Origin of the sequence: Brucella sp. H1_1004, from assembly GCF_047308065.1 — a bacterium.
Lineage (GTDB): Bacteria > Pseudomonadota > Alphaproteobacteria > Rhizobiales > Rhizobiaceae > Brucella > Brucella pseudogrignonensis_B.
On sequence record NZ_JAYKZA010000002.1, the window covers coordinates 818,945 to 839,174 of the forward strand.

The window sequence follows — 20,230 nt, forward strand, 5'->3', positions numbered from 1 at the left end:
GCGCTCTGTCGGAGAGTTGAATGAAGTCGTGGAAGCAGATTGTTTTGTGCCTGCTTATAATCGGAGCTGCCGCAGGCGGCTGGTATCTCTATAACAACAAAGACTCTTCAACACAGACTGCTTCAGGCAACGCTCCCACACAACAATCGCATGGCGGTTCCGGTGCCCGTCCGGCGCCTCTTGTTGTGGTGGAGCCAGCAGGCGAGGAAACAATCAACAGTCGCCTGACTGCGATTGGTTCGGCGCGCGCCTTGAGTACGGTTTCGGTCACGCCCTATTCCAGCGGTAATATGAAAGAACTGCTGGTCAAAGCGGGTGACGTCATCAAGGTGGATGACCCGATTGCAATTCTGGACAATGAAACAGAGACAATCGCGGTTAGCAAAGCGCAGATTGCGCTCAAAGATGCGGAAGCCGCACGGGATCGTATCACGCGATTGCGCGCTACCAACACGGCAACAGTCGTTCAGGAGGTGGAAGCGGATCTCGCTCTGGCCAATGCAAAACTGGCCCTTGAAGATGCGCAGCTGGCGTTGAACCGTCGCACGGTACGTGCGCCGATTTCCGGCGTGGTTGGCATTCTCCCGGTCAATGCAGGCAATTATGTTACGGCGCAAACGTCGATTGCGCGCATTGATGACCGTTCGAAAGTGCTGATTAATATCTGGGTACCGGAACGTTTTGCACCACAAATCAAGGTGGGTCAGCCGCTGACCGCTGAGTCTACCGCTTTCCCTGGCGTGCGCTATCAGGGGACGATCAATGCGGTTGATAACATGCTTGATGAGGCAAGTCGCACACTGCATGTGCGGGCTGAAGTCAACAATGACGATGATCGACTGCGCGCAGGTATGTCGTTTACAGTGACGCTACTCTTCCCCGGTGACAGTTATCCCGCTGTCGATCCTCTGGCCATTCAATGGGGCGCTGACGGTTCCTATGTCTGGCGTGTGGAGGATGGCAAAGCAAAGAAAGTCCCGGCTCGCATCGTGCAGCGCAACGCCGCCAGTATCCTGATCGACGGTGCGGTTAAAGAAGGCGATATGATCGTGACACAGGGTGTGCAAACCGTTCGTGACGACGCGCCGGTGCGCGTGCAGAATGCGCAAGGGACCGCTTATGCTGATCCATCCGCCAAAAGCCGCGTTGCAGGGTGAGGATAAAGCGTGAGCAATCCTAATTCGAATCCCGGAAATCAAGGCGGATCGACTGCACTTTTTATTCGACGTCCTGTTTTTGCTTTCGTCATCAACGTTTTGATTATCGTCGCAGGCCTTGCTGCCTTCACTGGCGTCGATATTCGCGAGTTGCCGGATGTTGATCGTCCGGTTATAACGATCAGTACCGATTTCAAGGGCGCGTCAGCTGAAACGATCGACCGGCAGCTGACACAGGTGCTGGAAAATGCCGTTGCACGCGTTTCAGGCGTGAAGTCGATTTCTTCTTCATCCTCGTTTGAACGCAGCCGTGTCACTGTTGAATTCAATGACGGCGTCGATCTCAACGTCGCCGCTGCGGACATGCGCGATGCAATTTCACGCGTCACCAACAATCTGCCGGACGAGGCCGATCCATCGCGCATCATCAAGGCTGACTCCAACGCCGATCCGGTGATGCGCCTCGCCGTGACGTCTGACACGATGGCTGTCGATGACATGACGGTGTTGGTGGAAGATCAGATCGAGGATGTGCTTTCGGCAGTGCCAGGCGTAGCCGATGTTCAGATCAACGGTGACCGCGATAAGATTTTCCGTATCGATATCGATCAGGCGCGCCTCGCAAGCTATGGTCTGACCATTGCCGATATCTCCAGCGCTCTTTCGTCAATGGGGCTTGATGCGCCTGCTGGTTCGTTGCGCAGTTCCGATCAGTCGATTGTTGTGCGTGCAACGGCCAATCTTGAGCGGCCCGAAGACTTTGAAAATGTCTATATTAAAGGCCGTACGCAAATTCGCGATGTGGCAACTGTAACGCTTGGGCCTGATATCGAAAGCTCTGCCGTGCGCTCCAATGGCAAGACAGCAATCGGGCTTGGCATTGTGCGTCAGGCCCAATCGAACACACTCGACATTTCCGACGGCGTTCGTGCGGCGGTTGCCAATCTTCAGGCCACTTTGCCGGCAGGGGTGAGCGTCACCGTGACCAGTGATGACGCAAACTTTATTAAGGGCGCTATCCATGAAGTGGAAATTGCGCTGATCGCTTCTGTGGTCATCGTCGTCGTTATCATCTTCATGTTTCTGTGGGATATCCGCGCAACACTTATCCCCGCATTGGCGATGCCGGTGGCCCTGATTGGTACGATTGCCGCCATTTATCTCAGCGGCTTCTCGGTCAATATTCTCACACTTCTGGCGCTTGTGCTGGCAACAGGCCTCGTGGTGGACGACGCCATTGTTGTGCTCGAAAACATTGTACGACGGCGCAATCAGGGCATGGGGCCACGCGCGGCTGCCGTGCTTGGCACGCAGGAGGTGTTCTTTGCGGTGGTCGCAACCACCCTAACCCTTGTGGCGGTTTTCGTGCCGATCTCGTTCCTGCCGGGGCAGGCGGGGGGCCTATTCCGTGAATTCGGTTTTGTGCTGGCGATTGCCATCCTGCTGTCATCGATTGTGGCATTGACGCTGTGCCCGATGCTTGCGTCGCGCTTTTTGAAAGAAGGCAGTGAAGCTGGAGAACATGGTCACGGACCGAAATTTCTGCGGCGGATCGGCGGCGGTCTGGCAAGTTTCTATCGAAGGAGCCTTCATGCCTGTCTTTCAGCGCCGTTCATTGTCGTGCTTGCAGCTGTCCTTTTTGCCGGCGCATCTTATATCGGCTTCGGACAACTCAGGCAGGAACTGACACCAACGGAGGACCGTGCGGTTGCTCTTCTGCGTATCAATGGCCCGCAAGGGATAAGTGTCGAATTTCTTCAGTCGCAGATCGACAAGATCGAGGAACAGCTTCAGCCTCTGCGTGAGAGTGGCGAAATCCAGACTACCTACGGCATTGCAGGTGCTGGGGGTTCTTCCAACAATGGCTTCATGGTGCTGACTTTGGCGCCTTGGAAGGAGCGCAGCCGGTCACAGCAGGAAATCATGGCGGATATTAATGCCCGTCTGCGCAACATTACAGCGGTCCGCATTTTCACGGCACAGCCCAACAGCCTCGGTATCCGCGGTGCTGGTAACGGTTTGCAATTTGCCATCGTTGGCAATGACTATGCAAAGATCGGGCCAGCTGCCAATGACCTTATTGCGGCTCTTGAAAAAGATCCGCGTTTTGTGCAGCCACGTCTGACGGTGGAGCCGACCCAGCCGCAGCTTTCTGTCGAAATCAACCGTGAACGCGCATCCGATTTGGGTATCGATATCACCGGGCTTGCCAATGCGGTACAGTCCGTTCTCGACGGTCGCAAGATCGGCTCGGTCTATGTGGGCGACAGAAGTTTTGATGTGAAGCTTGTTTCCACCACCAATCCGATCAACGATCCGACTGATCTTGAAAACGTCTTCCTCAAGACGGGCGACGGTCGTTACGTACCGATGTCGTCTATTGCTACCGTGGTTGAAAAGGCTGTGCCGCCGCAGTTAAACCGGGAAGAACGCCAGCGCTCTGTTGCAATCACAACGGATCTTCGCAGCGATTTTGCGCTGGGCGATGCCTTCGCTGCGGTAAAGGAAATCGCAGCACCATTGCTTCCACCGGGCAGTCATATCATCCCGCTTGCAGAAGCGTCGACGCTTAGTGAAACTTCCAGCGGTATCGCGCTTGTCTTCGGCTTTGCGGTCATCATCATTTTGCTTGTGCTTGCTGCCCAGTTTGAAAGCTTCATCAGTGCGCTGATTGTTATGGCGACAGTGCCTTTGGGTCTTGGCTGCGCGGTGTTTGCGATGATCCTCACCGGCACAAGCCTCAACGTCTATAGCCAGATCGGCCTTGTGCTGCTGGTGGGCATCATGGCCAAGAATGGTATTCTGATCGTCGAATTTGCTGATCAGCTGCGCGACAAGGGTATGAATGTTCGTCAGGCGATCGAAGAAGCGGCCAATATCCGGCTGCGTCCGGTTTGCATGACGATGATCTGTTCGGTTCTGGGTGGGGTGCCGCTGGTGCTGGCAAGTGGTGCGGGTGCCGAAGCGCGTGTGTCTCTGGGCTGGGTTATTGTTGGCGGTCTTGGAATTGCAACAATTGCCACGCTGTTTGTAACACCGGTCGCCTATCTTTTGCTCGGACGCTTCACCAAGCCAAAAATTGAAGAAGAAGCGCGGCTGGAACGTGAACTGGTCAGGGCGGTCGCTCTGGAAGAGAAGCTGAATTAAACAAAGGCCCAGAAGAAATGGGGCCCAGAAGAAAGGGGGCCCGGAAGAAATCCCGGGCCCTTTTTCTGCGTTTGTTTTTACTTTTTCATCGCGTCGGTGACCTTTGCGGTCCATGCGCCTTCCGGTTTCTTGGTGATAACGGGATCAGAACCGCCACCAAGCAAAGTTTCGACGGTGCGGTCGGCGGCGGCCACATCCAGCGTTCCGTCCGATCCGTCGATCAGCTTGGCAATTTCCTTGACCATGCGCTCCTGAACTTCCTGAGTCTGTGCGCCGGAAGAATCATTTTCGAGGATGATCTCGGCGGCTTCATCAGGATGTTCTGATGCATATTGCCAGCCCTTCATCGAGGCGCGGACAAAGCGAGCCAGCTTGTCAACCATAGCCGGATCTTCAAGGCTCTTATCCAGCACATAAAGCCCGTCTTCAAGCGTGGCGACGCCCTGTTCTTCATAAGGGAAGACAACCAGTTGATCAGCAGGAATACCGGCGTCGATCACCTGCCAATATTCATTATAGGTCATGGTCGAAATACAATCGGCCTGCTTCTGGATCAACGGGTCAACGTTAAAACCCTGCTTCAATACAGTCACGCCGTCGGCGCCCCCTGTGGTGGGAATATTGAGATGGCTCATCCATGACAGAAATGGGTATTCATTTCCGCCGAACCAGACACCCAATGTGCGACCTTTAAAGTCTTCCGGCTTGGTAATGCCGGTCTCCTTGCGGCAAGTCAGCATCATGCCGGATTTCTTGAATGGCTGCGCGATATTGACGAGCGGCACGCCTTTTTCGCGCGTGGCGAGGGCGGACGGCATCCAGTCCACCACCACGTCAGCGCCACCACCGGCAATCACTTGGGGTGGAGCCACGTCCGGTCCGCCTGGCTTGATCTCCACATCGAGATCTTCTTCTTCGTAAAAGCCCTTATCCTTGGCGACATAATAGCCAGCAAACTGTCCCTGCGTCACCCATTTAAGCTGCAAGGTCAGCTTGTCAGCTGCCATTGCCGAGCTGCTCATGAGTGCGAGCGCCAATCCGGCTGTTCCAAGGCATAATGATAGTGCCTTCTTCATTTCAGTTCTCCTCTGGTTCTTTTTATTCCGCGCATTTTACCCGAAATTGGCTTTGCAATTTTCGGAATGCGCTTTGGTCTGCATTATTCTTGCAGATGCCAAATCGTCAGGCTGATGCCCTCCTGTATGAAGGGTGCCAGAATGTCATTTTGCGCTCGATCAGCGCGATCAGCCCATAAGAGAGCGACCCCGCGAGAGCGGCTACAAAGATTTCGGCCCAGACCATATCCACATTCATACGCCCGATTTCAGCCGATATGCGGAAGCCCATGCCAACAATCGGCGTGCCGAAGAACTCGGCAACAATCGCCCCGATCAGCGCCAGTGTGGAATTGATCTTAAGCGCATTGAAGATGAAAGGCATGGCCGCAGGCAGGCGCAGCTTGATCAGTGTTTGCCAGTAATTCGAGCCATAGCTCTGCATGAGATCACGTTCCATTGCGCCGCTTGCAGCCAGCCCCGCAACTGTATTCACCAGCATCGGAAAGAAGGTCATGATGATCACAACGGCTGCCTTCGACTGCCAGTCAAAGCCAAACCACATGACCATAATGGGTGCCACACCGACAATAGGAAGGGCAGCGGCCAGATTGCCCAACGGCAACAAGCCTTTGCGCAGGAACGGAATCCGGTCCGCAATGATTGCCGTGATGAAGCCCAGGCCGCAGCCGGCTACATAACCGATGATGACGGCTTTCAAGAAAGTCTGCTGGAAGTCGGCCCAAAGGATCGGCACGGAAGAGCTTATTCGCGCACCAATGACTGATGGCGCGGGTAAAAGCACTGACGGAACCTCAAAAATCCGCACGGCCACTTCCCACAACACGAGCATGGCAATCCCAAACAGGGCAGGCACCGCAATATCGATCAGCTTTTGGCCTTGCGCATTGCGGATTTTTACACTCGCCAACCCCTGTACGACAAACCACGACACAGCAATCAGAGCGAAAATGATAGCAATATTGATGATCATGATGCCGCCTTTTCCGGCTTTATGCCCATGCGTCGCTTGGCCATTGTGGCCGCAATGCCAACCAGCCCAACGAGGATGGATGCCATGAAGGCTGCAAGCACCAGTGCGGCCCAGATTTGCACCGTCTGCCCGTAATAGGACCCGGCCAGCAAGCGCGCACCAAGACCTGCAACTGCACCCGTCGGCAATTCGCCAACGATGGCACCGACAAGGCTGATCGCAACGGCAATTTGCATCGAGGTGAACAGAAACGGCATCGAAGCGGGCCAGCGCAATTTCCAGAACACCTGATTTTTCGAGGCATTATAGGTGCGCATCAGGTCGAGATGCATCACATCAGGCGAGCGCAGGCCTTTGACCATGCCCACGGCAACCGGGAAAAACGACAGATAGGTTGAAATGACCGCTTTCGGAAAGAGCCCCGAAATACCAATCGCATTCAGCACCACGATAATCATCGGCGCGATTGCCAGAATGGGAATGGTCTGCGAGGTGATGATCCACGGCATCAGGCTTTTATCAAGCGTTGTCGAATGCACGATCCCAACCGCCAGCAACACACCAAGCGTCGAGCCAAGGACAAAGCCAAGCAAGGTTGATGAAAGCGTCACCCAGCCATGATAGACGAGGCTGCGTTTGGAACTGGGCTTGACGACAAAGACTGTTTTCCAAAGCTCATTTGCCACCTGATGCGGCGCAGGCAGCACAGGGCGATCCTGCTGCATGGTGTTGGCCACAAGCGTTGAAAACCCGATTTCGGTTCCGGCACGTTGCGCCTGATCACGCTCAAACGGTGCATTGAGGTAGACCGCAAAAGCATACCAGAGCGGAATCATAACCACCAGAACGGTGGCAACCGGCAAAAACTTGTCGCGAAAAAAAGCCATCATGACAGGCTTCCTTCAACAGGTAATTTCGGGTCATTCGTCATGCGCGTGCCCCAGCCGAAGCCCTTCGCGCACACGATGGGCGATTTTGAGAAATGCTTCCGTCTCACGGATATCCAGCGTGCGATCTGGTCCGAGATCGCAGTCGATGATTTCATGAATGCGGCCCGGACGCGGACTCATCACCACGATCTTGGTCGACAAAAACACCGCTTCGGGAATGGAGTGCGTTACGAAAATCACAGTCTTCTGCGTTGCCGCCCAAAGCTTCAGAAGCTGTTCGTTGAGATGGTCGCGCACGATCTCATCCAGTGCGCCGAAGGGTTCGTCCATCAGCAGCATGTCGGGGTCAAAAGACAATGCACGCGCAATCGATGCCCGCTGCTGCATCCCGCCGGAAAGCTGCCATGGAAATTTCTTGCCAAAGCCCGAAAGGTTCACCAGCGCCAGATTTTTCTCAATCCGGGCTTTTCGCTCGGCTTTTGAATGGCCCATAATTTCAAGTGGCAGGCTGATATTGTCTTCAATCGTGCGCCACGGAAACAATGCCGCTGCCTGAAACACATAGCCGTAAGAGCGGTCCAGCCGCGCCTGTTCCGGTGTCTTGCCGTTGACGGTTACAGAGCCGGACGTGGGCTGTTCAAGATCAGCCACGACACGCATCAAGGTGGTTTTGCCGCAACCAGACGGCCCAATAAAAGAAACAAACTCGCCACGTTGAATCGCGAGATTGATGTCGGACAGGGCGTGAACCGGGCCGTCATTGGTTTCAAAAACCAATGACAGGTCCTTAATGTCGATGACTGTTTCTGCAGTCTTCAGGCCCCTTTCCGGGGCAACGCTGTTTTCTGAATTCATGCGCATTTCCCGAAATTGAGCCAGAGCCATGGTTCAGACCCCTATCGGCATATGTTCGGCGCTGCGTTCCACCTTGCGGGGTGCTACGATTTCTTTCCACTGCGACAGCGCCTTGTTGGCAGCGCCATTCGGTTCACGTTCGACAAAGCGTCCGTCGCCCGGCTGTGCCGTCACATGGCCATTGTCAAAGGCAAGACGTCCGCGCGAGAATGTCTTGACCGGCAGGCCTTTCAGCTCAAAACCTTCAAACACATTGTAATCAATGGAAGAATGCTGCGTCTTGGCAGAAACCTTTTTGGTCGCCTCCGGGTCCCATATGATGATATCGGCATCGGCACCCGGCAGGATCGCTCCCTTCTGCGGATAGATATTGAGAATTTTCGCAATATTGGTCGAAGTCACGGCCACGAACTCGTTTGGCGTCAGACGTCCGGTGCGAACGCCGCGCGTCCAGAGCACGGGCAACCGTTCTTCAAGCCCGCCGGTGCCGTTCGGGATCTTGGTGAAATTGCCAATGCCATGACGCTTCTGCTCCGAGGTGAAGGCGCAGTGATCGGTTGCAACGCATTGCAGGCTTCCGGCGGCCAGTCCGGCCCACAGGCTGTCCTGGTTGATCTTGTCGCGGAATGGCGGCGACATCACGCGGCGTGCAGCATAGTCCCAATCGCGATTGTGATATTCGCTTTCATCAAGCGTCAAATGCTGGATCAGCGGCTCGCCATAAACCCGCATCCCTTTCTGGCGTGCGCGACGGATAGCTTCATGCGCCTGCTCGCAGGATGTGTGCACCACATAAAGCGGCACACCGGCCTGATCGGCAATCATGATGGCGCGGTTGGTCGCTTCGCCTTCGACTTCCGGCGGGCGTGAATAGGCGTGCGCCTCCGGTCCGTCATTGCCCGCGGCGAGAAGTTTTGCCTGCAATTGCGCAACAATATCGCCGTTTTCCGCGTGAACCAGCGGGATGGCACCCAGCTCCGCACAGCGCTGGAATGATGCGAACATCTCGTCATCATTGACCATCAACGCGCCCTTATAGGCCATGAAGTGCTTGAATGTATTGATGCCGCGCTTCACCACTTCTGGCATTTCATTAAAAGCACGTTCACTCCAGCCAGTAATTGCCATGTGGAACGAATAATCAGTGCGGGCCTTGCCTGCCTTCTGGAACCATTCCTGCAATGCATCGAGCAGATTGCCTTCCGGTCCCGGCAGCACGAAATCAACCACCATGGTTGTGCCACCCGCGAGTGCTGCGGCGGTGCCGGTATCGAAATCGTCAGACGAATAGGTGCCCATGAAAGGCATCTGCAAATGCGTATGCGGATCAATGCCACCGGGCATGATGTAACAGCCAGTTGCATCAATCGTTTCATTGCCGGTCAGATTATCGCCCACGGCAACAATCTTCTCGCCTTCGATAAGAACGTCGGCTTTGAAGGTGCGGTCAGCCGTAATCACGGTGCCGCCTTTGATGACCTTACTTGCCCCAGAACTAACCATGTTCGCGTTCCCCTTTTTGGTTTTGTTTCGAACATTCAGCAGCATTGGATGGGCTGGAAATTAACTCACAATTTCAGCACTCTCCAATACGGCATGAAGCAGCACATCAGCGCCAGCCGATGCCCACTCCTTTGAGATTTCTTCGTCTTCGTTGTGGCTGAGACCATCCACGCATGGACACATGACCATCGCCGTTGGTGCTACCCGATTGATCCAGCAGGCGTCGTGACCGGCACCGGAAACAATGTTGCGATGGCTGTAACCAAGCCGCTCGGCTGCATTGCGAATGGCTGTGACGCAGCCGTCATCGAAAGTGACAGGGTCAAAATGACCGGCCACTTCAATCTCAATCCCGATGCCAAGGTCTTCCGCGATCTTTGGCGCTTCCGTTTCAAAGCGCGCTTTCATGGCATCGAGTGTTTTCTGATCTGGCGAACGGAAATCGACGGTAAAGACGATTTGGCCCGGCAGAACATTGCGAGAGTTCGGCGAAACTTCAATATGGCCCACGCCACCGACCGCATCCGGCTGATAGTCCATCGCAATTTCATTGACGAGTTGCAGAAGCTTGCCCAAGCCAAGGCTTGCATTTTTGCGCATCTTCATCGGCGTGGAGCCGGTATGCGCCTCCTTGCCGGTCAATGTGACCTGCAACCACCACAGGCCCTGCCCATGGGTGACAACGCCAATATCCTTGTTTTCAATCTCCAGGATCGGGCCTTGTTCGATGTGCAACTCAAACATCGAATGGATTTTGCGCTTGCCGACCGGCTCGTCGCCCTTCCAGCCAATACGCTCCAGCTCATCGATGAATTTCTTGCCTTTGGCGTCGGTACGCGCATAGGCCCAGTCTTGCTCAAGCTCTCCCGCAAAAACGCCGGAAGCAAGCATTGCAGGCGCAAAACGCGTGCCTTCTTCATTGGTCCAGTTGACCACCACAATCGGGCGTTTTGTCTTGATATTTGTGTCGTTCAATGTGCGCATGACTTCAAGTCCGCCCAGCACACCAAGCACCCCGTCATATTTGCCGCCTGTCGGCTGCGTGTCGAGATGACTGCCCATATAGACCGGATCAGCATCGGCGTCTTCGCCGGGGCGAAGAAAAAACATATTGCCCATCGTGTCGACGGTCATCGACAACCCGGCCTGTTCGCACCATTTCTGAAAAAGCTGGCGACCTTCGGCATCTTCATCGGTCAGCGTCTGTCGGTTATTGCCACCGCGCAGTCCGGGGCCAATCTTGGCCATATCCATCAGGCTGTCCCACAGCCTGTCGCCATTAACCTTGAGATTGCTGCTGAGCGCCATATTGCTCTGCCTCCAGATTTCAAGCATGCAATAACAGTGGCATTGCTGCCAGCGCCTCACATGTTATGTTGTTCCCGCGACCCGGCTCTTTGGCCTCAATCTTCTTGCCCTCAATCTTGACGCGATGATTGCAAAAACTTGACTAGTTGGTCAAAATGCAGGCTAGAAGAGCGTTCGGCACCGGTCAAGCGGTTTTAAAAAATTTTGCCTCACGAAAAGGTGCTAAATGGTCACAGATGCGGAACCTGTTACGGAAAGCGAGCCTCTTGAAAAGACAGAGGGTTCAACGCGAATACAGAGCATCAATCGCAGGCTGATTCTGGATGCAGCGCTTGAGGTTTTTTCCGCTTATGGCTTCCGTGGGGCAACGATTGACCAGATAGCGGAAAAGGCGGGCATGTCGAAGCCCAATCTGCTGTATTATTTTCCGCGTAAGCAGAATATTTATGTAACCGTTCTTCAGGATACGATGGTGACGTGGATGGAGCCATTCGAGAATATCGACCCTGATGGCGATCCCCTTGAAGAGCTACGGCGCTATATCGCAATCAAGTTGGAAGTTTCTGTTAGCAAGCCTGAAGCATCCCGGTTGTTTGCCAATGAAATTCTTCATGGTGCACCCGCCATGTCTGAATTCCTGAATGGGCATTTGCGGGAACTGGTCGATGAAAAAGCGGCAGTTATACAGCGCTGGATTGATCAGAAGCGTCTGGCGCCCATTGATCCTTATCACCTAATTTTCACGATTTGGGCGGTGACCCAGCATTATGCCGATTTTGCGGTGCAGGTATCGGCACTTCTCGGCAAACGTGCGGATGCACCCGATTTTTATAGCGAAACAGTCAAATCAATCAGCGCTCTTCTGCTTGACGGTATCCGTGTTCGCGACGATGTTTCGCCCCTATGAAAACGATTCTTATTGCAGCAGCTATTGTCCGCGATGAAGCGGGCCGTTTCCTCCTCGTGCGCAAGCGCGGTAGCGAGATTTTCTTCCAGCCCGGTGGCAAAATCGATGCTGGCGAAGCGCCCGAAACAGCCCTGATCCGCGAGATTGAAGAAGAGCTTGGCATTGTCATTGACGAAAGTCAGTTAACTTATGCCGCACGCATGTCTGCACCTGCAGCCAATGAGGTGGATTCTATCGTTGAAGCCGAGCTTTTCCATCTCACTTTGAGGGATGGGCAAAAGCCTGCGGCTTCCAGTGAAATTGAAGAGCTGATCTGGGTTAAGGCGGGTGATCAATCCCGTCCGGTTGCGCTGCTCTCGCAAAACATTCAGGCCCGGTTCTCCGAAATGGCTTAAATCCATATTCGCAGATGAATAAGTTTTTCGTTTGCGCATTGATTATCTTCCTTTTATCAGTCTCTCCGCGCTCTAAGGCGTCAAAGCATAGATTCTGGAGGAGATATCCATGCAACTTAAAGCATCCGAGAAGCGTTTACTTGGACATACTGGTCTCAGCGTAACAGCTCTTGGTCTGGGAACGGCGCCTTTGGGCGGTCTCTATGCGCCTGTTTCCCGTGCTGACGCAGACGCGTTGCTGGAAGCCGGTTGGGAGAGCGGCATCCGCTATTTCGACAGCGCACCGATGTATGGCTATGGCCGTTGCGAGCATCTGCTGGGCGATATGCTGCGCGAAAAGAGCGAACGTGCGGTTGTTTCCACTAAGGTCGGACGCTTGATGACCAATGAGCGCGCTGGTCGTACATTGCCGCCAGCGCCGCCAAAGAATCCACTTGATTCGGGATGGCACAATGGCCTCAATTTCCGGGAGGTCTTTGATTACAGCTATGACGGCGTGATGCGCAGCTTCGATGACAGCCAGCAGCGTCTTGGCTTTCCGGAAATCGATCTGCTCTATGTCCATGACATCGGCCGCGTGACCCATGCCGACCGGCATGAGCTTCACTGGAATGCGCTGACCAAAGGCGGCGGCTTCCGCGCACTGACCGAGTTGCGCGATGCAGGCAATATCAAGGGCTTTGGTCTTGGCGTTAACGAATGGCAGATCATTCGCGATGCGCTGGAAGAGGCGGATCTTGATTGCTCGCTTCTGGCTGGCCGCTATTCGCTGCTTGATCAGGTTTCCGAAAAAGAATTCCTGCCGCTGGCGCAAAAGCGTGGCATGGCGCTGGTGATTGCTGGTGTGTTCAATTCGGGCATTCTCGCAGCCCCGCGCGGCGGCGAACAGAAGTTCGACTATGCCGATGCGCCTGCTGAAATCATTGCACGAACCAATCGCCTGCACGATATTTGCGACGGGTTCAATGTGCCGCTGGCCGCTGCTGCCATGCAGTTTCCGTTGCGGCATGAGGCTGTCAGCTCCATTCTGATCGGCGTGCGTTCGCCAGAACAAATCAGACAAAATGTCGTCTGGTTCGAGCAGTCGATCCCGGATGAATTCTGGCAGACCTTAATCTCTGAAGGCCTGATTTCGTAATCATGACTTCCAAGATTCTCTGCGTCGGTGCCCTGACCATGGACACCATTTTCCGCCTTGATGTGCTCCCTCAAGCGGCAGGTAAATATCTGCCGCGCGAGGCCGTTGAGATCGCAGCCGGTATGGCTTCAAGTGCTGCGAGCGCCATTGCGCGGCTTGGCGGCGAGGTGGCACTGTGGGCGTCTGCGGGAGCCGACCCTGTCGGTGATCGCGCTGTCGCAGAGCTTGAAGCCGAAGGCATTGATTGCGGCTATATCCGGCGGCTTGACGATGCGCGAACGGCTTTCTCTTCGATCCTTGTCGATGCAAATGGCGAACGCATGATCGTGCCATTTTATGATCGCAGACTTGCAAGTCCGGCTGAAACCGTACCGCCAATTGCAGCCGGAAGCTATGCCGCTGTTATGACCGATGTGCGCTGGCCGTGGGCGGCTGAAACGGCGCTTCGTGCGGCACGAGAGGCGGGTATCCCGGCGATATTGGATGCCGATACAGCACCTGTCGAATTGCTGGAAACCTTGTTGCCGCTGGCAACACATATTGTTGCCTCTGAGCCTGCCGCAATCAGTGTCGCGGGAACGCCGGATTTGCCGGAATGTGTCCGCATTTTAAGCAATCGCTACGATGTGTTCACGTCTGTCACGGCTGGCGCAGATGGCTGCTATTGGACGGAAGGTGCTGGCAGGTCCGTTTCCCACGTGCCGGGTTTCAAGGTCGATGCCGTCGATACGCTGGCAGCCGGCGATGTCTTCCATGGTGCTTTTGCGCATGGTCTGGTTGAAGGCAGGGAGATGACGGACATCATCCGCTTTGCCAATGCTGCTGCGGCCATCAAATGTGCACGCTTTGGCGGACGCGCTGGTTCGCCAAGCCAGACGGAGGTCTTTTCCTTCCTTGAAACCGGCGTCGTTCCGGCTCAATAACTTTAAATATCCCTTCAAAAAAATGATATTTACGTGCTGAACCCGAATTGACTATTTACTAACATGTTAGTATGTGCCAACTTACAGTTCAATCTTGGGAGGAGCCAGTTTTGGCACATATTCATTCCGGGCAGGAGCGTTTCGGTCTCTCTGCAGCGCTTACGACACCATTTGATGCCGACGGCAATATCGACGTCAGTCGCGCGATAGCGCACGCTCGCGCCCGCCTCGACAGCGGCTGTTCAAGCGTGACTTTATTCGGCACAACTGGTGAAGGTTCTTCCATTGGTGATGCCGAACGTGCGGCGCTTCTTGATGCTTTTATTGCGCAAGGTTTTGCCGCTTCCAACATTGTTGTTGGTGTCATGGAAAACGCGATTGCCGATGCCGTCGCGCAGTCAGCCGATGCATTGCGCCGCGGTTGCAAGGCTATCCTTCTCGCGCCACCGTCCTATTTCAAGAACCTCTCCGATGAGGGTCTGTTCAACTGGTTTTCGGCAGTCCTCAAGGGCTTGGGTAAAGAGGCTCGTGGTATCATCCTTTACAACATCCCGTCGGTGACGGTTGTTGAACTGTCGGTCGATCTCATCACGCGTCTTCGTGCGGCTTTTGGTGACATCATCATCGGCGTGAAGGACTCTTCCGGCACCTGGGCCTATACGGAAAAGCTGCTGGCCGCCCACAAGGACATTGCGATCCTGATTGGCGATGAGCGTGATCTTGCAGCCGGTGTGCGTCTTGGCGGACAGGGAGCGATTTCTGGTATGGCCAATCTGTTCCCGGACCGTCTTCTGCGTATGATTAACGAGGGGCTGGATGACGACGAGCTGGTTGGCGCCGTGCGCCAATTGCTCAACTATCCGGTCACCCCTGCCGTCAAGGCCATGGTTGCGCGTCATACGGGCGACAAGGAATGGCGCCGCGTCCGTGCGCCTCTGGTTTCGCTCAATGATGCGGATTTCGAAGCAATTGGCAGTGTATTTGACCGTTTGCATATGGCAAAAGCGGCCTGATGACGGCATAAGCGTCGATAACGGAGAAGGAAGTGGCTTTGGCGGACGATCACAGCGAACCGGTAAAATTGCGCGATAAAGCTTATCAGAGCTTCACCGAGCATTTGCTGGCGCGTGATTTTCATCCGGGCCAGTTCGTTTCGCAGCGGCAGCTTGTCACGATGACGGGGCTGCCGCTGGGCGCGATCCGCGAATTGATTCCGCGTCTGGAAACGGAAGGTCTGATCAAGACGGTCCCGCAGCGCGGGCTGCAGATCGCGCATATTGATCTCAATCTGATCCGCGAAGCCTTTCAGTTCCGCCTTTTCATAGAAAAGGAGTCGGTTGCGATTTTCTGCCAGTCGGCCTCGGACGAATTGCTTCGCTCGCTGCGTGCCGAGCATGAAGACACGCTCAATCGCGCAATGCGCGAGGGTGAAACGCCGGAGCTGGAGCAACAGGCCCAGAATATTGACTGGAGCCTGCATGATACGATTGTCGGCTCACTCGACAACGACATCATCTGGCGGGCTTATCAGACCAACACGATCAAGATGCGGCTGATCAATCAGGAGCGTTTTCGCATCACCGGACGTGTGATCCCTGTCATGCAGGAACATCTCACGGTGTTAAGCGCCATCGAGACACGCGACCCGCAGACAGCCATGGATGCCATCGCCGTTCATATCAACAATGCGCGGAAGCTGGCTTTGCACATATAAGTATACAAGCTTGGCGAGAGGAGTCGCCAAGCTAAAACGCAAAAGGGGAGGAGTAAGCAGTGAATCTTTTACGTCCAACACGTCGCCAGTTTTTGGCCGGAACCGCAGCAATTGCTGCAACTGGCATTACAGGCTTCACGCCGTCATTTGCCCAGTCCAATGTTGACTGGAAGAAATATGCCGGCACGACACTTGAAGTAAACCTTATCAAGAGCCCGCGTGGCGAACTCCTTCAGAAGCATCAGAAGGAATTTGAAGACCTCACCGGCATCAAGGTCAACTCCGAACAGATGCCGGAACAGCAGCAGCGCCAGAAGGCTGTGATCGAGCTGACCTCGGGCCGTCCAAGCTTCGACGTCATCCACATCAGCTATCACGTTCAGAAGCGTCAGTTTGAGAAGGGCGGCTGGCTTGCCGACCTCACTCCGTTTCTGAAAGACCCGACGCTGACTGATGCGTCGCTGACAGAAGATGATTTCGCAAGCGCCGGTCTGACATTCGCCAAGGATGCCAATGGCCGCTTCGGTGCGCTGCCATTCTCGGTTGATTACTGGATCATCTATTACAATAAGGACCTCTTTGCGGAGAAGGGCCTTGAATTCCCGAAGACCTTTGAAGAACTGGTCACAACTGCCGAAGCACTGACGGATCCGTCGACCCGAACCTATGGTTTCGTTGCACGTGGCATGAAGAATGCCAATGCGCCGGTGTTCACCAGCCTCATGCTTGGCTATGGCAAGCAGTCTGTCGATGCCGATGGCAATGTTCAGACCGATTCACCGGAAGGCATCGAGGCCGCCAAGCTCTATCAGCGTCTGATGACCAAATCAGCACCTCCCGGCGTTGCGGGCTTCAACTGGGCTGAATGCCAGTCGAACTTCCTGCAAGGTCGTGTTGGCATGTGGCTCGACGGTATCGGCTTTGCGCCACCGCTTGAAGACCCGAACAAGTCGCGCGTTGTCGGCAAGGTTGGCTATGGCGTCATGCCAGCTGGTCCCAATGCACAGGCAGCCCCGACCACCGGCGACGGCATCGGCGTGACCGAAGCTTCCAAGAATAAGGAAGCCGCATATCTTTACTGCCAGTGGGCCATTTCCAAGGAAATGGGCGCGCGTCTTCTGCAATCGGGATCGGGCGTTCCATTCCGCAAGTCGATTATCGACGATGCAGAAGTCCGTAAGGGCGTCACCATGCCGGAAGGCTGGGTGAACGCGCTTTCGCAATCTGCCCCGATCAGCCAGCTCTGCCTGCCCGTCATTGTGCCGGTCACGGAATTCCGCGACATCATCGGTGTTGGCCTCACCAATCTGTTGAATGGTGCGGATGCAGAAACTGAAATGAAACGCGCGACGGAAGAATTCCGTCCGGTCCTCGCACGGAGCGAAGGGAAATGACATCTGCCGCCCCGATCGGTGCAAAAGCAGAAGCGGCCACCAAGGCCGCTTCCGTTAGCAAGCCAGTCACAAACCGTTTGAGGCCAAGTTATTGGCCGTTCGTTCTTCCTGCCTTGATCACCGTCGGGGCGGTGATCGTTTTCCCATGGGTATTTACGCTCTGGATGAGTGGAAACCAATGGCAGCTTGGTGGTGAGCAAAGCTTTGTTGGCTTTGACAACTATCTGCGTCTTGCAGCCGATATACGCTTCTGGGAATCCATGTGGCACACGGTTGTCTATACGGTTCTTTCGGTCGTGGCCCCGATGATATTGGGCACGATTGCAGCGCTGGTCTTTGACAGCAAACTACCGATGCGCGGCCTGTTGCGCGGTATTTTTGTGATGCCGATGATGGCAACGCCGGTGGCGGTCGCTCTGGTCTGGACGATGATGTATCATCCGCAGCTTGGCGTGCTGAACTATCTTCTGTCGCTGATTGGCATTCCGCCGCAGGAATGGATTTTCAACCAGAGCACGGTTATTCCGTCGTTGGTGATTGTCGAAACCTGGCAGTGGACGCCGCTGGTCATGCTGATTGTTCTGGGTGGCCTTGCCTCCATGCCGCGCGATCCGTTTGAAAGCGCGGAAATCGATGGCGCCAATGGCTGGCAGAAATTCCGCTATATCACGCTGCCGATGATCCTGCCGTTTATTATGGTTGCCGTGATTATCCGCTCAATCGACGCTCTCAAAAGCTTCGATATCATCTATGCGATGACACAGGGCGGACCCGGAACGGCATCGGAAACCATCAATATCTATCTCTATAATGTGGCGTTTTCCTATTACGATATTGGCTATGGATCGGCGATTGCCGTGGTGTTCTTCATTGTCATCATCGCCATGTCGATGGTTCTTCTGGCCCTGCGCCAGCGGACCAAGTGGAACTCGTGAGGACTGACCATGGCACGCAAGTCAATTCTTTCCAAGCTTGGCACGGCACTCATGGTTTTCGTGATCGTGTCGCCTGCAATCTTCTTCTTCGTCTGGATGCTGTCGCTTTCGCTGAAATATGAAATCGACAACGGCGCTTATCCGCCCATCCTGATCCCTGACCGCATTGCATGGTCGAACTATACCGGCATTTTCGAGACCAACGACTTCCTGCTCTATTTCTGGAACAGTATTCTCGTCACCGGAACGGCCACTTTGTTGGCGCTGCTGGTCGGTGTTCCGGCAGGCTACGGCATTGCCCGTCTGCGCGCCAACAAATCGGCAATTGTCATCATGATTGCGCGTATGACCCCGGGCCTGTCCTATTTGATCCCGTTGTTCCTGCTGTTCCAGACGCTTGGTCTTCTGGGCACGCTCTGGCCGCAGATCATCATCCATCTCGTCGTCACCGTTCCTATCGTGATCTGGATCATGATCGGTTATTTCGAGACAACGCCGATGGAACTTGAAGAAGCAGCTACAATTGATGGTGCGTCGTCGTGGCAGGTGTTTATGAAAGTGGCATTGCCAATCGCCAAGCCGGGCATCGTGGTTTCACTGATCCTCGCGGTGATCTTCTCATGGAACAATTTCGTTTTCGGCATTGTGCTCGCAAGCCGCGAGACACGCACTTTACCCGTCGCAGTCTACAACATGCTGTCCTTTGAACAGGTCAGTTGGGGTCCGCTCGCCGCCGCAGCTCTTGTGGTGACGTTGCCGGTCCTGTTGCTAACCGTATTCGCACAGCGCCAGATCGTTGCAGGTCTGACCGCAGGCGCCGTCAAATAAGAGTTGAGGTTCAAGATGGCATCTGTATCCATCCGAAATGCAATCAAGAAATATGGCAATGTCGGCGTTTTGCATGGCGTATCCGTGGATATTCAGGACGGCGAATTTGTCGTACTCGTCGGCCCGTCGGGCTGTGGAAAATCCACGCTTCTGCGCATGATCGCAGGGCTTGAAGAAATCAGCGACGGCGAAATCGCCATTGGTCCGCGCATCGTCAATGACCTGCGCGCCAAGGAACGCGATATTGCCATGGTGTTCCAGAATTATGCGCTTTATCCGCATATGACGGTGGCCGACAATATGGGCTTCGCGCTCATGCTGAAAAATGCGCCGAAGGAAGAACGCGACAGCCGCGTAAATCGTGCAGCCGAAATCCTCGGGCTGAACAAGCTGCTCGACCGCTTTCCACGCCAGCTCTCCGGCGGTCAGCGTCAGCGCGTAGCCATGGGTCGCGCAATCGTTCGCGATCCACAGGTGTTTTTGTTTGATGAACCGCTGTCCAACCTCGATGCAAAGCTGCGCGTGCAGATGCGCGGCGAGATCAAGGGCCTGCATCAGCGTCTGAAGACCACCACGATCTACGTGACCCACGACCAGATCGAAGCCATGACCATGGCCGACAAGATTGTTGTCATGCGTGATGGTCTTGTGGAGCAGATTGGCGCACCGCTCGAATTGTATGATCGTCCGGCCAATATGTTTGTGGCGGGCTTCATCGGTTCGCCATCGATGAACTTCGTCAATGGCAAGATCGAAGAAGGCTCGTTCGTGGCTGATGGCGGCTTCCGCATGCCGCTTCCAGACGGCGATTATGCCGGCCTTTCGGGCAAAGCCGTCTATGGCATGCGCCCGGAGCATATGAAAATTGCCGATAACGGCGTGCCGGTGACCGTTGAAATCGTTGAGCCAACCGGCTCGGAAATCATGGTCATGGGCAAGCTGGGCGATCAGCCGGTTACATGCCTCTTCCGCGAGCGCCTGACAATACGCCCGGGTGATACACTGACAATCGCTGTTGATCCGGCAACCAGTCATGTGTTTGAGCCCGAAAAAGGCAAACGCATCAGCCGCTAAATCACTTCTCTCA

At 54.8% G+C, this 20,230-nt stretch carries 18 protein-coding genes; 12 read left to right on the forward strand and 6 right to left on the reverse strand.

Features of this window, described 5'->3' with window-relative positions:
* Positions 1 to 20 precede the first annotated feature (20 nt).
* Positions 21 to 1,157 carry an efflux RND transporter periplasmic adaptor subunit gene (locus U2P60_RS11155; protein ID WP_413572665.1) on the forward strand — a complete coding sequence of 379 codons (1,137 nt, stop codon included), beginning with the start codon at positions 21 to 23 and terminating at the stop codon, positions 1,155 to 1,157.
* Positions 1,158 to 1,166: 9 nt separating this feature from the next.
* On the forward strand, positions 1,167 to 4,304 hold the full coding sequence (locus U2P60_RS11160; protein ID WP_413572666.1) for an efflux RND transporter permease subunit: 3,138 nt from the start codon (positions 1,167 to 1,169) through the stop codon (positions 4,302 to 4,304).
* 77 nt (positions 4,305 to 4,381) lie between these two features.
* Here U2P60_RS11160 and U2P60_RS11165 read toward each other — a convergent pair whose 3' ends face one another.
* From U2P60_RS11165 to U2P60_RS11190, 6 genes are all read right to left on the reverse strand, one after another.
* Entirely contained in the window at positions 4,382 to 5,380 is a 999-nt protein-coding gene (locus U2P60_RS11165) for an ABC transporter substrate-binding protein (protein WP_413572667.1), read from the reverse strand.
* Positions 5,381 to 5,486: 106 nt separating this feature from the next.
* Entirely contained in the window at positions 5,487 to 6,353 is an 867-nt protein-coding gene (locus U2P60_RS11170; protein ID WP_413572668.1) for an ABC transporter permease, read from the reverse strand.
* Entirely contained in the window at positions 6,350 to 7,243 is an 894-nt protein-coding gene (locus U2P60_RS11175; protein WP_413572669.1) for an ABC transporter permease, read from the reverse strand. Before U2P60_RS11175 ends, U2P60_RS11170 begins: the two co-directional genes overlap by 4 nt.
* Positions 7,244 to 7,273: 30 nt before the next feature.
* A complete protein-coding gene (locus U2P60_RS11180) occupies positions 7,274 to 8,098 on the reverse strand; it encodes an ABC transporter ATP-binding protein (protein ID WP_413572670.1) in 825 nt (274 codons plus the stop codon).
* Positions 8,099 to 8,131: 33 nt separating this feature from the next.
* Positions 8,132 to 9,601, reverse strand: a complete 1,470-nt coding sequence (gene hydA / locus U2P60_RS11185) for a dihydropyrimidinase (RefSeq protein WP_413572671.1) — start codon at positions 9,599 to 9,601, stop codon at positions 8,132 to 8,134.
* Between the two features lie 60 nt (positions 9,602 to 9,661).
* On the reverse strand, positions 9,662 to 10,909 hold the full coding sequence (locus tag U2P60_RS11190) for a Zn-dependent hydrolase (RefSeq protein ID WP_313827892.1): 1,248 nt from the start codon (positions 10,907 to 10,909) through the stop codon (positions 9,662 to 9,664).
* 226 nt (positions 10,910 to 11,135) lie between these two features.
* Between U2P60_RS11190 and rutR the strand changes: the two genes are divergently transcribed.
* The 10 genes from rutR to U2P60_RS11240 all read left to right on the forward strand — a co-directional run bounded on the left by rutR (position 11,136) and on the right by U2P60_RS11240 (position 20,217).
* Positions 11,136 to 11,816, forward strand: coding sequence for an HTH-type transcriptional regulator RutR (gene rutR / locus U2P60_RS11195; RefSeq protein ID WP_313827893.1), 681 nt, complete (start codon positions 11,136 to 11,138; stop codon positions 11,814 to 11,816).
* Positions 11,813 to 12,211 carry an NUDIX hydrolase gene (locus tag U2P60_RS11200; protein ID WP_413572672.1) on the forward strand — a complete coding sequence of 133 codons (399 nt, stop codon included), beginning with the start codon at positions 11,813 to 11,815 and terminating at the stop codon, positions 12,209 to 12,211. The genes rutR and U2P60_RS11200 overlap by 4 nt, the downstream gene beginning before the upstream one ends.
* Positions 12,212 to 12,320: 109 nt before the next feature.
* Positions 12,321 to 13,349 carry an aldo/keto reductase gene (locus U2P60_RS11205; protein ID WP_413572673.1) on the forward strand — a complete coding sequence of 343 codons (1,029 nt, stop codon included), beginning with the start codon at positions 12,321 to 12,323 and terminating at the stop codon, positions 13,347 to 13,349.
* Between the two features lie 2 nt (positions 13,350 to 13,351).
* Positions 13,352 to 14,272 (forward strand): PfkB family carbohydrate kinase, encoded by a 921-nt coding sequence (locus U2P60_RS11210; protein WP_413572675.1) that lies wholly within the window; start codon positions 13,352 to 13,354, stop codon positions 14,270 to 14,272.
* A gap of 110 nt (positions 14,273 to 14,382) precedes the next feature.
* Positions 14,383 to 15,285, forward strand: coding sequence for a dihydrodipicolinate synthase family protein (locus U2P60_RS11215; protein WP_413572676.1), 903 nt, complete (start codon positions 14,383 to 14,385; stop codon positions 15,283 to 15,285).
* 38 nt (positions 15,286 to 15,323) lie between these two features.
* Entirely contained in the window at positions 15,324 to 15,986 is a 663-nt protein-coding gene (locus U2P60_RS11220) for a GntR family transcriptional regulator (RefSeq protein ID WP_413573764.1), read from the forward strand.
* Positions 15,987 to 16,045: 59 nt separating this feature from the next.
* Positions 16,046 to 17,380 (forward strand): sugar ABC transporter substrate-binding protein, encoded by a 1,335-nt coding sequence (locus U2P60_RS11225; RefSeq protein WP_313827899.1) that lies wholly within the window; start codon positions 16,046 to 16,048, stop codon positions 17,378 to 17,380.
* Positions 17,377 to 18,315 carry a carbohydrate ABC transporter permease gene (locus U2P60_RS11230; protein WP_413572678.1) on the forward strand — a complete coding sequence of 313 codons (939 nt, stop codon included), beginning with the start codon at positions 17,377 to 17,379 and terminating at the stop codon, positions 18,313 to 18,315. Before U2P60_RS11225 ends, U2P60_RS11230 begins: the two co-directional genes overlap by 4 nt.
* Before the next feature lie 9 nt (positions 18,316 to 18,324).
* Positions 18,325 to 19,143: a carbohydrate ABC transporter permease gene (locus tag U2P60_RS11235; RefSeq protein ID WP_313827901.1), complete on the forward strand. Its 819-nt coding sequence runs from the start codon at positions 18,325 to 18,327 to the stop codon at positions 19,141 to 19,143.
* A gap of 15 nt (positions 19,144 to 19,158) precedes the next feature.
* Complete coding sequence (locus U2P60_RS11240; protein WP_413572679.1) at positions 19,159 to 20,217, forward strand: ABC transporter ATP-binding protein; 1,059 nt, start codon at positions 19,159 to 19,161, stop codon at positions 20,215 to 20,217.
* Positions 20,218 to 20,230: the final 13 nt, after the last annotated feature.

Bases quoted from the DNA above. Each gene is read 5' to 3' on its own strand.
- U2P60_RS11155 (WP_413572665.1), top strand. From the start codon at position 21: ATGAAGTCGTGGAAGCAGATTGTTTTGTGCCTGCTTATAATCGGAGCT.
- U2P60_RS11165 (WP_413572667.1), bottom strand. From the start codon at position 5,380: ATGAAGAAGGCACTATCATTATGCCTTGGAACAGCCGGATTGGCGCTC.
- U2P60_RS11170 (WP_413572668.1), bottom strand. From the start codon at position 6,353: ATGATCATCAATATTGCTATCATTTTCGCTCTGATTGCTGTGTCGTGG.
- U2P60_RS11175 (WP_413572669.1), bottom strand. From the start codon at position 7,243: ATGATGGCTTTTTTTCGCGACAAGTTTTTGCCGGTTGCCACCGTTCTG.
- U2P60_RS11180 (WP_413572670.1), bottom strand. From the start codon at position 8,098: ATGAATTCAGAAAACAGCGTTGCCCCGGAAAGGGGCCTGAAGACTGCA.
- hydA (WP_413572671.1), bottom strand. From the start codon at position 9,601: ATGGTTAGTTCTGGGGCAAGTAAGGTCATCAAAGGCGGCACCGTGATT.
- U2P60_RS11190 (WP_313827892.1), bottom strand. From the start codon at position 10,909: ATGGCGCTCAGCAGCAATCTCAAGGTTAATGGCGACAGGCTGTGGGAC.
- rutR (WP_313827893.1), top strand. From the start codon at position 11,136: ATGGTCACAGATGCGGAACCTGTTACGGAAAGCGAGCCTCTTGAAAAG.
- U2P60_RS11200 (WP_413572672.1), top strand. From the start codon at position 11,813: ATGAAAACGATTCTTATTGCAGCAGCTATTGTCCGCGATGAAGCGGGC.
- U2P60_RS11205 (WP_413572673.1), top strand. From the start codon at position 12,321: ATGCAACTTAAAGCATCCGAGAAGCGTTTACTTGGACATACTGGTCTC.
- U2P60_RS11210 (WP_413572675.1), top strand. From the start codon at position 13,352: ATGACTTCCAAGATTCTCTGCGTCGGTGCCCTGACCATGGACACCATT.
- U2P60_RS11230 (WP_413572678.1), top strand. From the start codon at position 17,377: ATGACATCTGCCGCCCCGATCGGTGCAAAAGCAGAAGCGGCCACCAAG.
- U2P60_RS11235 (WP_313827901.1), top strand. From the start codon at position 18,325: ATGGCACGCAAGTCAATTCTTTCCAAGCTTGGCACGGCACTCATGGTT.
- U2P60_RS11240 (WP_413572679.1), top strand. From the start codon at position 19,159: ATGGCATCTGTATCCATCCGAAATGCAATCAAGAAATATGGCAATGTC.